We start from the raw sequence: 14960 nt of genomic DNA, 5'->3' as shown, positions 1-14960 counted from the left end.
AACAATTAAGTATGTTATAATTTCTTGCATTAGCTTAAAATTTGATAGGCTGTAAAAGCTGATAAATATGCTAAAACCCCCATGCTCATTAATTGAATTACTGGCCATTTCCAGCTTTTTGTTTCTCGTTTAACAATTGCCAACGTTGCCATACACTGCATTGCAAACGCATAAAATAACAGTAATGATATCCCTGTAGCAAAATTAAAACGCTTCTCTCCAGTATCTGGATTTATTTCTGATGCCATTTTTTGCTTTATCGTTGATGTATTTTCATCATCTGCTTCCACACTATAAATAGTTGCTAGTGTACCTATAAAAACTTCTCTGGCTGCAAAAGAACTAATCAACCCAATACCTATTTTCCAATCATAACCTAAAGGTTTAACTATTGGCTCTATTGTTTTACCTGCTATCCCAATGTAAGAGTTTTCTAGTTTAGCTGAAGCTATTTTTTTTGCTAATTCTGTTTCTGATAATTGTTGATTTGCTACATTTTCAAGCTCCTTTTTTTCAGTATCATTAAACGATGATGGCCCGTGAGATGCTAAGAACCATAATACAATAGATATTGCTAATATGATTTTCCCTGCTCCAAAAACAAACGCTTTTGTTTTTTCTATTACATCGTACAATACATTTTTTACTGATGGTAGCTTATAGTTAGGCATTTCAACCACAAAAAACGAGGTATTATTAATTTTTAAAGTTTTGTGTAATACATATGCTGCAATTATTGCTGCTGCAAAACCAAGAGCGTATAACACCAATAAAGTGAACCCCTGTAAACTTAATATACCAAACAGTTTTGTATCGGGTATAATAAGTGCTATTAGTATTGCGTAAACAGGTAATCGTGCTGAACAGGTTGTAAAGGGCGTTACTAAAATAGTTATTAAACGTTCTTTCCAACTCGATATAGTTCGAGTTGCCATAATTGCGGGAATAGCACAAGCAGTACCTGAAATTAAAGGAATTACACTCTTACCACTCATACCAAATCGACGCATGATTTTATCCATTAAAAACACAACTCTACTCATATATCCTGTTTCTTCGAGTATTGCAATAAACAGAAACAAAATAGCAATTTGTGGAATAAAAATCACAACTCCTCCAATTCCAGGGATAACTCCATCTGTTAATAAATCGGTAAACATTCCTGCAGGTAATTGCTCTTTGGTAAACTCAGTAATATCAGCAAACAAACCATCTATAAAATCCATTGGTGTAGATGCCCAGTCGAAGATAGATTGAAAAATCAGCAATAATAATCCGAAGAAAATGACATAGCCAAAAACCTTATGAGTAAAAACCCTGTCGAGTCTACTACGTAAATCACTAGCTTTAGAGGTGTCTACACTATATGTTTGCTTTAAAACTGCGTTTATTTTCTGATATCTATATATCGTTTCTTTATGTTGATATTTTTTCTGTTTTCCTTCTTCCCCTTCAAACAACTTCATTCGTTCTTTTTCTTCAGAAGAAAGCAGTATAGTATGTCTTTTTGTAAGCATCATCCACAAACCATAGGTTGTGAAATTTTCACCTACTTTAGATAATTTATGAAAATAATCTTTGTCTATTTTTTGTGTTAATTCGTTAAAATTTGAATGTACTTGTAACGACTCATAATCAGCTATTACACTTTTTAAGTCATCAACTCCTTCATTATTTCTTGCCGACACTAACACCACCTTTGTGTGTAACTCTTTTTCTAAAGCAGATATATCTATTGAAATACCTTTACGTTGTAATTGATCCGCCATATTCAAAGCTAAAACCGTAGGAATTTCTAAATCTTGAATTTGAGAAAACAATAATAAGTTTCGTTTTAAATTCTCAATATCGGCAACAACCACAATTACATCTGGAGTCTCTTCTCTGTGCGCTGCCATTAAAGTTTTTAAAACAATACTTTCATCTAAAGATGTAGGGTTTATACTATAGGTGCCTGGTAAGTCTATAATTGTAGCTCTTTTACCATTAGCTAGTTTTGAGACTCCTTGTTTTTTATCAACAGTTACTCCTGGATAATTCCCTACTTTTTGATTTAAGCCTGTTAACTGATTAAACAGTGAAGTTTTTCCTGTATTAGGGTTCCCAATTAACGCTACTTTAATACGATTACTCATCAGTTATAGTTTAAGAATAGAAATTTGACAAGCTGTTTCTTTTCGAATTGCTAAATGGCTACCATTTACACAAATATACATAGGGTCTTTTAACGGAGCTATTTGAAGCAACTCGACCTCTGTTCCTGGCAAACACCCCATTTCTAATAATTTTAATGGAATCTTATCTAAACAGTCTTCAGATATAATTCCTTTTTCTCCTATATGTAATGATGCAATCGTACTCAAAAAACACGTATTTTTAGCTAGCAAATATACTAAAATAGAATCGTTCTAAACAACATATCAAAGTAATATATCATTTATTTACAATCGGTTGTTCTCTTTGTTTGATGTCTTATATTTGTGGTATGACTTTCAATGAAATTATTGGGCAAGAAAACATAAAAAAACATTTACAGCAATCGGCTAAAAACAACAGGGTTCCGCATGCGCAACTTTTTGTTGGTAAGGAAGGAAGCGGTACTTTACCTATGGCTATTGCCTATGCTCAATTCTTGTTGTGTAATTTTTCTGATAATGTAGCGGCCTGTAATGTAAAATGTGATAAACTACAACATCCTGATTTACATTTTGCTTTTCCAGTAACTACAAATGATTCGGTAAAAAAGCACCCTGTTAGTAATTTGTTTTTAGAGGACTGGCGTTCTTTTATTAGAGAACAGCCTTACGGAAGTTTGTTTAATTGGTTACAACATATTGGTGTTGATAATAAACAAGGACAAATTGGTGTAGATGAAGCAGAAGATATTGTAAAAAAACTACAACTAAAATCGTATGAAGGTGGTTTTAAAGTAATGGTAATTTGGATGGCTGAGAAAATGAATATTGCTGCCTCTAACAAACTATTAAAACTGATTGAAGAACCTCCAAGTAAAACAATTTTTATTCTTGTTGCTGAAGATGAAGAACAAATTATAAACACGATAAAATCTCGATGTCAAGCCTTACATTTTCCTGTATTGAGTGAAAATGATATTGCCAATACATTAATACAACAAAAAAATATTTCAGAAAATGAAGCGATTAATATCGCCCATCAATCTGAAGGAAATTACAACAAGGCTTTACATATTTTAAATAACAATTCAAACGATATAATTTTTGAACAATGGTTTATTACTTGGATTCGTGCTGCTTTTAGAGCTAAAGGAAATGCTGCTGTTATTCAAGACTTAATTAGTTGGTCAGAAGAAATTGCTAAATCTGGTAGAGAAACTCAAAAGCAGTTTTTACAATATTGTTTACAATTTTTCAGACAAGCTTTGCTTCTTAACTACGGAACTCCCAACTTGGTGTTTTTAGAAACTAAATCTGCAAACTTTGAACTCGCTAAATTTGCTCCATTTGTTCATAGTACTAACATCTTAACTATTGAAAAAGAAGTAAGTGATGCACAGTACCATATTGAAAGAAATGGGAATGCTAAAATTATTTTATTAGATTTATCTATTAAGCTAACACGTCTTCTGCATACCAAAGAAGAAAAAATATAATTGTAATGATGAAAATAAAAAATATAATTACCATACTCGTTTTCGGAATATTTTTTGCTACTTGTAAACAAGAAAAAAAAGAAGAAGTGACCTCAACTAAACCTGTTTTAAAAAATTACTTGATTGGAACCTGGGAAACAACCTATTTAAAAATTGAATATCTAACTGCTAATGAAACCGATAGCACTTCAATTTTTGAGGACGATTTTAGTAAACCTAACTCTGGAAAAGCACAGTCTATTTATAAAAATGATGGTACTTTCAAAGCATGGTTTGTGAAAGCTGATGGAAAAAAAGTTAGTGAAACAGACGGAAAATGGAAAACTAGTGGTGATAGTTTATTTGTAGATTATCCGTATTTAGGAAAACAGGTGCAAGCTTGGTACACAATTACACAAACTAAAAAAGGTTTTAATGCTACTTCTATTTACGACTGGGACAGTGATGGAGAAAGTGATGATACTTTATTGATGAAAACTAAAAAAATTGAATTATAGAATTGCGCATCTTTAACAACATATCGCTACGAATTAGAATTTTCTTATCAATGATACTGTTAGTATTATTGGCTTCAATCTTAATAGTACTGGTTACAATTTATCAGTACGACGAACAAACTAAAGATTATAACATTTCTCGTTTTGAACGTAAAGAAGCTTCTACCAAACAAGACATTGAAATAGAACTAAAACGTAGAACTACTTACCCAGTAACTACAGATAACTTAGCTAAGATTTTTCAAGATAGAATTTATGATATTGCATATGTTCACAAGCTTACCATCTCAATGTACGACATGAAAGGAAAGCTTTTAAAGTCTTCCATTCCTTATAATTTCGACAAAAAAGAAGGTGAAAACCTTGCTAATGAAACCATACGAGATTTAGCTAATAACTCTAATCATAAAATTTTAAAAAGCAGAACCCAAAAAGGAGTAATATACCAATCTTCTTTTACCTATATAAACGATCCTCGTTTCAAACGAATAGGTATTTTAGAGTTACAAATTGCTCAAGATAATGAAGAACAGAAAGATGAACTACGAGAGTTTATCTCACGTTTGTCTTTAGTATATTTATTAATGCTTATTCTAGCTATCGTTTTAGCTTACTTTTTATCAAGTTATATTACACGTTCAATTCAAACAATTTCACAAAAAATAAATGAGACTCGCTTAAATAAACGTAATGAAAAAATTACATTAAATTCAGCAAGCTCAGAAATTAACTCTTTAGTTGCAGCATACAACAACATGATAGACCAATTAGAGGAAAGCGCAGTGAAATTAGCTCAAAGTGAACGTGAACAAGCTTGGAGGGAAATGGCAAAACAAGTTGCCCATGAGATTAAAAATCCGTTAACACCTATGCGCTTATCGGTACAAAGCTTTGACAGAAAATTTAATCCTAAAGATCCTAATATAAAAGAAAAAATGTCTGAATATAGCGAAACTCTTATTCAACAAATTGATGTAATGAGCTCTATTGCCTCTGCTTTTTCTGATTTTGCCAAAATGCCTACACAGCGCCGTGAGAAACTAAACGTTGTTGATGTAGTTAAACACTCTCTAGATATTTTCACAGAAGACTACATACATTATCTTCCTTTAGAAAAAGAGTTGTTTGCTAACTTAGACAAAACACAACTCATACGAATTGTTACCAACTTAATTAAAAACTCTATTCAAGCAATAAAAGATACTGACAAAAATCCAAAAATTGAAGTCAAAGTTGCTTCTGAAGGTAATAGTGTAAAAATTATGGTTTCTGATAATGGAAAAGGTATTAGCGATGAAAATAAAGAATTAATATTCGAACCTAAATTTACTACAAAAACAAGTGGAATGGGCTTAGGCTTATCTATGATAAAAAATATAATTGAAGCATATGACGGAACTATCTCTTTTACTTCAACTAAAGGAGTAGGAACTGTTTTTACTGTAATTTTACCTAAAACATAAACATAGTATGAATTTTGAAAATATTTTAGTTGAACAAGTTAATGCTTTGGCAACTATTACAATTAACCGACCAAAAAAATTAAACGCTTTAAACAAAGCTACTATCGAAGAGCTACACCATGCTTTTAAAACTTTAGAAAAAGACGCTTCTGTTAAAGTAATTATTATAACAGGAAGTGGAGAAAAAGCATTTGTTGCTGGTGCAGATATCTCAGAATTTGCACATTTCTCTTCTGAAGAAGGAAGAATGTTAGCTAAAAAAGGGCAAGAAATTTTGTTTGATTTCGTTGAAAACTTATCAACTCCAGTTATTGCAGTAGTGAATGGTTTTGCTTTAGGTGGAGGTTTAGAATTAGCAATGGCATGTCATTTTAGAGTCGCTTCTGAAAATGCAAAAATGGGATTACCTGAAGTATCTTTAGGAGTTATTCCTGGTTATGGTGGCACACAACGTTTACCACAATTAGTTGGCAAGGGTAAAGCCATGGAATTAATTATGACAGCAGGTATGATCTCTGCAGAGGAAGCCAAAGAGGCAGGATTAGTAAATCATATAACATCACAAGAAGAATTACTTCCACTTGCCGAAAAGATAGCTTCTAAAATTATTCGTAATTCTTCTATAGCTATTAGCGCAGCTATTAAAGCTGTAAACGATAATTTCAAAGATGGTGTAAATGGTTTCGAAAGTGAAATTACAGAATTTGGAAATTGTTTTAGTACTGAAGATTTTAAAGAAGGAACTACTGCTTTTTTAGAAAAACGTAAACCTAAATTTCCAGGAAAGTAGTTTTTCACAAAGTAATATCTATAAAAAAAATAGCATCTAAATAAAAATTTAGATGCTATTTTACAACAAAGGGATTATATTAATAAAATGGGGATTACTAACTTATACGAATATACGTTAAATTCAATGAAATTTAAGTTTTAATGTAAACTTTTTATTAAAAAAATTAAAAACTTACATTATTAACATAATAAATGCTAAATTATTCCATTCCATTCATTATAAAACTGATTTAAAAAACCTTTCATATAAGCATGTCTTTGCTCTGCAATTATTTTTCCTGTTTGCGTATTCATTTTCTCTTTTAACAATAATAGTTTTTCATAAAAATGATTAATTGTTGGTGCGGTAGACTTTTTATACTCCTCTTTAGACATCTTTAAATTTGGAGGAATCTTCGGATTGTACAACTCTCTATTTTTAAATCCTCCGTAATTAAAACAACGAGCAATTCCAATAGCTCCAATAGCATCTAATCGATCAGCATCTTGAACAACATCTAACTCAGGAGATTTAAAGTTTTGTTCAAAATTTCCTCCTTTGAAAGAAATATTAGTAATGATATTTTCAACATGAATAATAATCTCTTCAGAAACTTGCTTACTCTGGAGGAAGGCTCTCGCTTTTTTTGGTCCAATCGTTTCATCTCCATTATAAAATTTGCTGTCAGCAATATCATGAAGTAACGCTCCTAACGAAACTACAAACTCATCAACATCTTCATCTTTTGCTATGAGTAAAGCATTCTTATATACTCTTTCAATATGAAAAAAATCATGTCCTCCTTCTGCTCCTTGTAAAGTTTCTTTTACAAACTTAATAGTGTTTTGTATTATTTGTTCTTTGTTCATATTTCAAAAATAAAAAACCCTGTACTTGTAAGCACAGGGTTTTTAAAAGTATTATTATTATTTTTTATGCAGTAACCGACGGTTCGACTAAATTATTAGCTACTAAATATTCTGCTATTTGAACGGTATTTGTAGCCGCTCCTTTACGAAGGTTATCTGCTACAATCCACATATTTAAGGTATTTGGCTGAGATTCATCTCTTCGAATTCTACCTACAAAAACCTCATCTTTGTCATTAGCTAAAACAGGCATTGGGTATACATTATTTTGTACATCGTCTTGTACAACAACTCCATCAGTTTTACTTAACAACTCACGAACCTTTTCTAGCTCAAAGTCATTTTCAAACTGTACATTAACAGCTTCAGAATGCCCTCCTGCTGTAGGTATTCTAACTGCCGTGGCAGTTACTGTAAAAGAATCATCTCGTAAAATCTTCTTAGGTTCTTTTACTAACTTCATTTCTTCTTTTGTGTATCCATTCTCTAAAAACACATCGCAATGTGGTAATGCATTTCTTCCTATTGGGTGTGGGTATGCCATTTCTCCTTTAACTCCTGCCTCTTCATTATCTAATTGCTTAACCGCTTTAACACCTGTTCCTGAGACAGACTGGTATGTTGAAATTACCACACGCTTCATTGTATATTCTTTATGTAACGGAGCCAACGCCATTACTAATTGAATCGTAGAACAGTTTGGGTTTGCTATAATTTTATCTTCACTAGTTAACACATCACCGTTAATTTCTGGAACTACAAGTTTTTTTGTTGGATCCATTCTCCATGCCGAAGAGTTATCAATTACCGTTGTACCAACAGCTGCAAACTTCGGTGCCCACTCTAACGAAGTATCTCCACCTGCTGAAAACAATGCAATGTCTGGTTGCATGGCCACCGCAGTTTCTAAACCAACTACTGTATAATTTGTGCCTTTAAATTCTATTTGATTTCCTACTGAACGTTCTGATGCAACAGGAATTAACTCTGCTACTGGAAAATTACGTTCTGCTAATACTTGTAACATTACATTACCTACCATACCGGTAGCGCCTACTACTGCTACTCTCATCTTTTTTTTTTTGAGTATAAAAATTTATTGTTTTTCAGTTACAAAGGTTTAAAAAAAACAAATTGGTTGTATCTCATTTGTGTAAAAAAAACAGTTAAAGTTTAAAAATATACCACTTTAACTTAAAAAGTATTGTTTTAAACAGTAAAACGCAAAAAATCAGTACATTTGCATCGATTTTTTGTTAAAATCACAACATATTTGTTTAACTTAAAAAAGTATAGCATGCAACTGTACAACAAGTTAAGCGCAGAAGAACGCGCTAAGTTAATAGACGACGCTGGTAAAGACCGTATTACTATTTCATTCTATCAATATCATAAGATAGAAAACCCAACCTTATTTAGAAATAAATTATTCCTTGAATGGAATGAATTAGATGTATTAGGAAGAACTTATGTTTCTTACGAGGGAATTAATGCCCAAATATCTGTTCCTTCCGAAAACTTTTTAGCCTTAAAAAATCAATTAGATAGCATCGCTTTTTTAAATGGAATTCGTTTAAACGTAGCTATTGAACATGACAATAAATCTTTTTTAAAACTAAAAGTAAAAGTTCGTAACAAAATTGTTGCTGACGGATTAAATGACGATACTTTTGACGTAACTGACAAAGGTGTTCATTTAAACGCTAAAGAATTTAATGAGATGTTAGCCAATCCTGATACGGTTTGTGTAGATATGCGAAACCACTATGAAAGCGAAATAGGTCATTTCGATGGTGCATTGACTCCAGATGTTGATACGTTTAGAGATTCTTTGGATATTATTGAAGAAGATTTGAAAGACCATAAAGAAGATAAAAACTTATTGATGTATTGTACCGGTGGTATTCGATGTGAAAAAGCATCTGCTTACTACAAGCATAAAGGGTTCAAAAATGTTTTTCAATTAGAAGGTGGTATTATTGAATATACACGCCAAGTAAAAGAAGAAGGCTTAGAAAATAAATTCTTAGGTAAAAACTTCGTATTTGATCATAGAAGAGCTGAAAAAATATCTGATGATATAATTGCCAATTGTCATCAATGTGGCAAGCCTTGCGACACACATACCAACTGTGCTAACGAAGGGTGTCATTTATTATTTATTCAATGTGATGAATGTGCTGAAAAAATGGAAAACACTTGCTCTCCTGAATGTCAAGAAATTATTCATTTAACATACGAAGAGCAAAAAGAATTGCGCAAAGGTAAATACGCAAGTAATAAAATATTTAAAAAAGGACGTTCTGAAGCTTTAAAATTTAAAAAGTAATGCAACAAATTGAATTAATGGCTCCTGCTGGTAATTTCGAATCGTTACAAGCAGCTTTAGACAATGGATGTGATTCGGTATATTTTGGTGTTGAGCAATTAAATATGCGTGCTCGAGCATCTATCAACTTTACCTTAGATGATTTAGAGGAAATTTCTCGCAGATGTGCTGAGAAAAGTGTTCGCACCTACCTAACTTTAAATACCATTATTTACGATCATGATTTATCTATCGTAAAAACCTTAATCAAAAAAGCTAAAGAAGCCAACATTTCTGCGGTAATTGCTATGGATCAAGCTGTAATTGCCATGGCAAGAGCAGAAGGTATGGAAGTACATATTTCAACCCAAATCAACATTACCAATATTGAAACAGTTAAGTTTTACGCGATGTTTGCAGATACAGTAGTGTTGAGTAGAGAATTAAGTTTACGTCAAGTAAAAAAGATTACTGAACAAATTGAAAAAGAAAAAATCAAAGGGCCTTCTGGTCGTTTGTTAGAAATTGAAATTTTTGGTCATGGCGCACTATGTATGGCAGTTTCTGGAAAATGTTATATGAGTTTACATTCTCATAATTCTTCAGCAAACAGAGGTGCATGCAAGCAAAATTGTCGTAAAAAATATACGGTAATTGATCAGGAGTCTGGTTTTGAAATGGAATTAGATAATGAGTACATCATGTCTCCAAAAGATTTATGTACCATCGATTTCTTAGATCAAGTTGCCGATGCTGGAATTAAAGTTTTAAAAATTGAAGGACGTGGTCGTGCTCCTGAATATGTTGCTAAAGTAATTAAATGTTATCGTGATGCCATCGACAGTTTACATAATGGAACGTACGACAAAGAAAAAGTAATTAGCTGGATGCAAGAGCTTGAAAAAGTATACAATCGTGGTTTTTGGAATGGTTATTACTTAGGACAAAAGTTAGGAGAATGGAGTAAAGAACCTGGTTCACATGCCACCCAAAAGAAAGTATACTTAGGAAAAGGCGTACATTATTTTCCAAAAGCAGCAATTGGAGAGTTTAAAATTGAAGCATACGATTTAGCTGTGGGGGACACCATTTTAATTACAGGACCTACCACAGGTGCACAAGAAATGGAATTAAAAAGTATGTTTGTAAACGACAAAGAAGCACAAACCGCCACCAAAGGAGATGAAGTTACTATGAAACTAGATTTCAGAATTCGTCCATCAGATAAGTTATACAAAATTGTAAAAACCGAATTTGCCCAAAACTAATGGTGGTAATTACCTTACAAAGAAACAAATGTATTGGCTGTAACTATTGTGTGGAATTAGCTCCTGCACAATTTCAGATGTCAAAGAAAGATGGTAAATCGGTTTTACTACACTCCACTGAAAAAAAAGGTTTTTTTACCATAAAATCACATGATGATTCTATTTTTGAAGCCTCTTTAGAGGCTAAAAAGGCATGTCCTGTTAAAATCATTGAAGTGAAACAACTATAACTTTTAAATACATATTATAATTAGTAAAGTGCTCATTGGAGCACTTTTTCTATTTTTACATTATGGAACTGCAACCTCCTTTTCGAAAAATTATTCATGTAGATATGGATGCATTTTATGCGTCTGTAGAGCAATTAGACAACCCTGAATTAAGGGGAAAACCTGTTGCTGTTGGAGGGAGTGAAATACGAGGGGTAGTTTCTGCTGCTAGCTATGAAGCGCGTAAATTTGGTGTTCGTTCTGCAATGAGTGGTGTTTTAGCAAAACAAAAATGCCCACATATTATATTCGTTCCTCCAAGGTTTGAGCGCTATAAAGAGATATCCTCTAAAATTAGAAAAATATTTTATGATTATACCGATTTGGTGGAGCCTTTGTCTTTAGATGAGGCCTATTTAGATGTCACTGAAAACAAAAAAGGAAACCCGTCGGCAAGTATGATTGCTCAGGAAATTCGTCAGCGTATTTGGAAGGAATTAGAATTACGAGCATCTGCAGGAATATCTATTAATAAGTTTATTGCGAAAGTAGCTTCTGATATTAATAAGCCAAACGGACAAAAAACTATTAACCCAGAAGAAGTTATCGAGTTTTTAGAGCAATTACCCGTAAACAAATTTTATGGTGTAGGTAAAGTAACTGCTGCTAAAATGCACAACTTAGGAATCTTTACAGGGCTAGATTTAAAGCAAAAATCATTGGAAGAGCTTTCTGGGTTATTTGGTAAATCAGGAGTACATTATTACCATATTGTTAGAGGTATTCATAACTCTATGGTAAAACCCAATCGTACAAGAAAATCAATTGCTGCCGAAACTACTTTTAGAGAAAATTTATCTTCTGAAGTTTATATGTTAGAACGTCTTGATAAAATAGCTGATGAATTAGAGCGTCGCATGAAAAAATCGAATACTAAAGGTAAAACTGTTACATTAAAAATTAAATACAGTGATTTTACGCAACAAACTAGAAGTAAAACAACTGGCCGTTACCTACAGCTAAAAAAAGAGTTCTACCCTGTTGTAAAGGAACTACTGTATCAAAATACACTTAATAATTCAGTTCGGTTATTAGGTATTTCTTTCAGTAATTTAAATACTGAAAAGAAAGACCCTGTTTGGGTACAATTACGCTTTGACTTTTAAACTATTGGAATTTTTAATGACACTTTTGTTCCCTTAGCCTTTCCATCTTCATCAATAATATCAGTATAAACCAACGCATAATTATTCTTATATTCATTTGAAAAATTACGTAACCTTTCTTCTGTTAAATCTATCCCAATAGACTTACGATTTAAGGACTTACTTTTTCTTATTTCCATAGCAGCATCTCTGCCAATTCCGTTATCTATTATGTCTATTTGTATAAACTCATCTGAAATTTTTGTAACTAATAAAGAAACTTTTTTCTCTCCTTTTTTTGAAGAAAGTCCGTGCCATATAGAGTTTTCTAAAAAGGGTTGTAAAATTAAAGGAGGTACTTTAATTCTCTCTACATTTACATTGCTATCTAATTTCTCTATATAATTAACTTCATTAGACAACCGAATATTTTCAATACTCATATATAAATTCATTGTCTTTAACTCTTCACTTAATGTTACTTCTTTTACTGATGATGATTCTAAAATATTCCTAATTAATTTTGAAAACTTATTTAAATAATAAACGGCATTTTTCTGCTCATTATTAATTATATATAATTTAATTGAGTTTAATGCATTGAATACAAAATGAGGGTTCATTTGTATTCGTAGAGCCTCCTGTTCAAGCATTAATATCTTTTTATCATTATTCAATAAACGTTGTCTGTACATAGAGTATAATAATACCCCTAACAATGCTATAGAAACTAACGCAATAATTAATATATTTCTATTTCTTAACAACTTCAATTTTGCTATTTCATTCTCCTTTGCTAAGCTTTTTATTTTATTTCTACTTACCTCATTATCATACTTGTTAATAAGATTGTTTACGTACAGTATATTTTTATCGTTAAATGTTTTACGTTCTCCTTCAATAGCTTTTTTATAAAAATTATAAGATTTTTCATAATTCTTTTTTTTCTCATATAGCTCAGATAAATATAAGTTCGCCTGATTAACTCCTGAAGGAATTTTATGTTTCTCAGCAATTTTTAACCCTTTTTCTAAATATATTTTTGCATTCTCTAAGCTATCTAATTTTAAATGAACGTTACCCAACGTAGTATATACATTTACGGTATAAAATTGGTTCCCTATTTCTTCTGAAAGAGGTACAACTTTTTTTATATAATCATAGGCTTCGTTATGCTTTCCTTGTAACAATAAAACTTCTGAAATACTCTGATGGCAAATAACTCTTCCAACATCAGAATCGTTTTCGATATTATAATCTAACGATTTATGATAATGTTCTAAAGCTGCATCAATATCTCCAATACTTTTAAAAGCATAACCCATGTTTTGATGATTAATTGCTAATCCTCTTTTATCTCCTGTTTTTTCCTGAATTAAAATAGATTTTTTGAATTTTTCTAAAGCTAATTGATATTGCTTAAGCGCTAAGTATATATTACCTATACTGTTGTTTGATATACTTATACTTATTTTGGTATCAGTATCTGGAATCTCTATATTATCAGCAAGTTCAAATGCCATTTGATGGTAATTCAAAGCACTTCTAATCTTATCTTGTCTCCTATATACTACCCCTATTTGGTTAAGAGTAATTATTTCTGCACTAACATTTTTTAACTCTCTCGATAAATCGAGGGCTCGAGTATAATTCTCTATTGATTTATCAAAAAAAGAGTTATTTCTGTAATGTCTACCCAACAAATTATATGCAAATACCTCTCCTAGTTTATACTCTTTTTGTTTGCTTTTTTTTAAAAGGAGATCTATTTCTTCTTTCTTAAATCTACCTCTGCCAAAAAACCGGTACAAATCATGATAATTATCTATTCTGTTTTCTATTGCCAGTTGAATTAAACTGTCTTTACTTTGTTTTACCTGTTGTGCATAACAAGTAAACATTTTAATAAACAAAAAAATAATTATTAATCGCTTCATTTAAAATTTTTCTAAGAAATCTGATTTTCTTTGTCTTGATACTGGGATTTTATGGTTATTTTCTAACACCACATAACCATCAGATTTTAAAAACTCTTTAATTTTATTTAAGTTAATAATGAAAGAATTATGAATTCTAAAAAAGTGTTCTTCAGGTAATAGTAAATTAATTTCTTTTAACTTTTTTGTTACTACTATTTTTTTATTACCTCCTGTGGTATAGATTGTTGAATAATTTCCATCTGATTCTACAAATAGAATTTCATCTTCAGATAAAAAAACCAACTTTCCATCAGTATTAATTCTTATTTTTCTTCTGTTAAATTTCTTATTAAAGCTTGATAAGATTTTTTCAACTTTTTCAGAATTATTCTTCTTCTTATAATGTTGTCTAATTCTTCCAATAGTATCTTCTAAGTCATCTGAATCTATAGGCTTAAGTAGATAGTCTATTGCTTGATTCTTTAATGCTTTTATAGCATACTCATTATACGCTGTTGTTATAATGATAGCAAAATCCTTGTCCTCTAGTTTTTCTAATAATTGAAAACCACCCATCGTTGGCATCTCTATATCTAAAAAAAGACAATCTATATTGTTTTTGTTAATATACTTAATTGCTTTTTCCGCATCTGTGAACGTTTCTATTATTTCTATATCATTATCAAAGCTTGATAATTCCCAAGAGAGTCCTTGTATTGCTTTTGGTTCGTCATCAACTATAACTGCTCTTAACATTTCATATACATTTGTATCAAATGTAACGGATAATATCTTATAAATAAAATGAAAACACTGCGATTTTAGCAATAGATCAAAGCAAAACGATATGATAAAGCAAAGTTTTCACCATTTATACAA

At 31.3% G+C, this 14960-nt stretch carries 14 protein-coding genes; 8 read left to right on the top strand and 6 right to left on the bottom strand.

Annotated elements, in window-relative coordinates:
- Positions 1-29: 29 nt before the first annotated feature.
- Together feoB and ACKTSW_RS14020 are read right to left on the bottom strand one after the other, a co-directional pair.
- Positions 30-2135 carry a ferrous iron transport protein B gene (gene feoB, locus ACKTSW_RS14025; protein ID WP_408025876.1) on the bottom strand — a complete coding sequence of 702 codons (2106 nt, stop codon included), beginning with the start codon at positions 2133-2135 and terminating at the stop codon, positions 30-32.
- A 3-nt stretch (positions 2136-2138) separates the two neighbouring features.
- Positions 2139-2363, bottom strand: coding sequence for a FeoA family protein (locus ACKTSW_RS14020; protein WP_408025875.1), 225 nt, complete (start codon positions 2361-2363; stop codon positions 2139-2141).
- A 122-nt stretch (positions 2364-2485) separates the two neighbouring features.
- On the opposite strand from ACKTSW_RS14020, the gene ACKTSW_RS14015 reads away from it, so the two are divergent.
- The 4 genes from ACKTSW_RS14015 to ACKTSW_RS14000 are packed head-to-tail and all read left to right on the top strand — an operon-like array spanning position 2486 to position 6381.
- The gene (locus ACKTSW_RS14015; protein WP_408025874.1) at positions 2486-3631 is read left to right on the top strand and encodes a DNA polymerase III subunit; all 1146 of its coding nucleotides are present in this window, start codon (positions 2486-2488) and stop codon (positions 3629-3631) included.
- 5 nt (positions 3632-3636) lie between these two features.
- Positions 3637-4128, top strand: a complete 492-nt coding sequence (locus ACKTSW_RS14010) for a hypothetical protein (protein ID WP_408025873.1) — start codon at positions 3637-3639, stop codon at positions 4126-4128.
- A 50-nt stretch (positions 4129-4178) separates the two neighbouring features.
- On the top strand, positions 4179-5591 hold the full coding sequence (locus ACKTSW_RS14005) for a sensor histidine kinase (protein ID WP_408025872.1): 1413 nt from the start codon (positions 4179-4181) through the stop codon (positions 5589-5591).
- A gap of 7 nt (positions 5592-5598) precedes the next feature.
- On the top strand, positions 5599-6381 hold the full coding sequence (locus ACKTSW_RS14000) for an enoyl-CoA hydratase/isomerase family protein (RefSeq protein WP_408025871.1): 783 nt from the start codon (positions 5599-5601) through the stop codon (positions 6379-6381).
- A 197-nt stretch (positions 6382-6578) separates the two neighbouring features.
- On the opposite strand, the gene ACKTSW_RS13995 is transcribed toward ACKTSW_RS14000, so the two are convergent.
- Positions 6579-7232: an HD domain-containing protein gene (locus tag ACKTSW_RS13995; protein ID WP_408025870.1), complete on the bottom strand. Its 654-nt coding sequence runs from the start codon at positions 7230-7232 to the stop codon at positions 6579-6581.
- A gap of 64 nt (positions 7233-7296) precedes the next feature.
- Positions 7297-8304 carry an aspartate-semialdehyde dehydrogenase gene (locus ACKTSW_RS13990; protein ID WP_408025869.1) on the bottom strand — a complete coding sequence of 336 codons (1008 nt, stop codon included), beginning with the start codon at positions 8302-8304 and terminating at the stop codon, positions 7297-7299.
- Positions 8305-8529: 225 nt separating this feature from the next.
- On the opposite strand from ACKTSW_RS13990, the gene trhO reads away from it, so the two are divergent.
- The 4 genes from trhO to dinB all read left to right on the top strand — a co-directional run bounded on the left by trhO (position 8530) and on the right by dinB (position 12183).
- Positions 8530-9561 carry an oxygen-dependent tRNA uridine(34) hydroxylase TrhO gene (gene trhO / locus ACKTSW_RS13985; protein WP_408025868.1) on the top strand — a complete coding sequence of 344 codons (1032 nt, stop codon included), beginning with the start codon at positions 8530-8532 and terminating at the stop codon, positions 9559-9561.
- Positions 9561-10808 (top strand): peptidase U32 family protein, encoded by a 1248-nt coding sequence (locus ACKTSW_RS13980; protein WP_408025867.1) that lies wholly within the window; start codon positions 9561-9563, stop codon positions 10806-10808. Before trhO ends, ACKTSW_RS13980 begins: the two co-directional genes overlap by 1 nt.
- On the top strand, positions 10808-11038 hold the full coding sequence (locus ACKTSW_RS13975; protein WP_408025866.1) for a ferredoxin: 231 nt from the start codon (positions 10808-10810) through the stop codon (positions 11036-11038). The genes ACKTSW_RS13980 and ACKTSW_RS13975 overlap by 1 nt, the downstream gene beginning before the upstream one ends.
- Before the next feature lie 62 nt (positions 11039-11100).
- Positions 11101-12183: a DNA polymerase IV gene (gene dinB / locus ACKTSW_RS13970; RefSeq protein ID WP_408025865.1), complete on the top strand. Its 1083-nt coding sequence runs from the start codon at positions 11101-11103 to the stop codon at positions 12181-12183.
- Here the strand turns inward: dinB and ACKTSW_RS13965 are convergent.
- Together ACKTSW_RS13965 and ACKTSW_RS13960 are read right to left on the bottom strand one after the other, a co-directional pair.
- A complete protein-coding gene (locus tag ACKTSW_RS13965) occupies positions 12180-14099 on the bottom strand; it encodes a tetratricopeptide repeat-containing sensor histidine kinase (protein ID WP_408025864.1) in 1920 nt (639 codons plus the stop codon). The two genes, dinB and ACKTSW_RS13965, sit on opposite strands and share 4 nt — an antisense overlap.
- Entirely contained in the window at positions 14100-14837 is a 738-nt protein-coding gene (locus tag ACKTSW_RS13960) for a LytR/AlgR family response regulator transcription factor (protein WP_408025863.1), read from the bottom strand. It abuts the gene before it with no gap.
- Positions 14838-14960 lie beyond the last annotated feature (123 nt).

This window comes from Tenacibaculum sediminilitoris (genome assembly GCF_964513795.1).
Classification (GTDB): Bacteria; Bacteroidota; Bacteroidia; order Flavobacteriales; family Flavobacteriaceae; genus Polaribacter; species Polaribacter sediminilitoris.
Note: the sequence above shows the minus strand (reverse complement) of the source record. Positions and strands in the feature narration are given on the sequence as shown.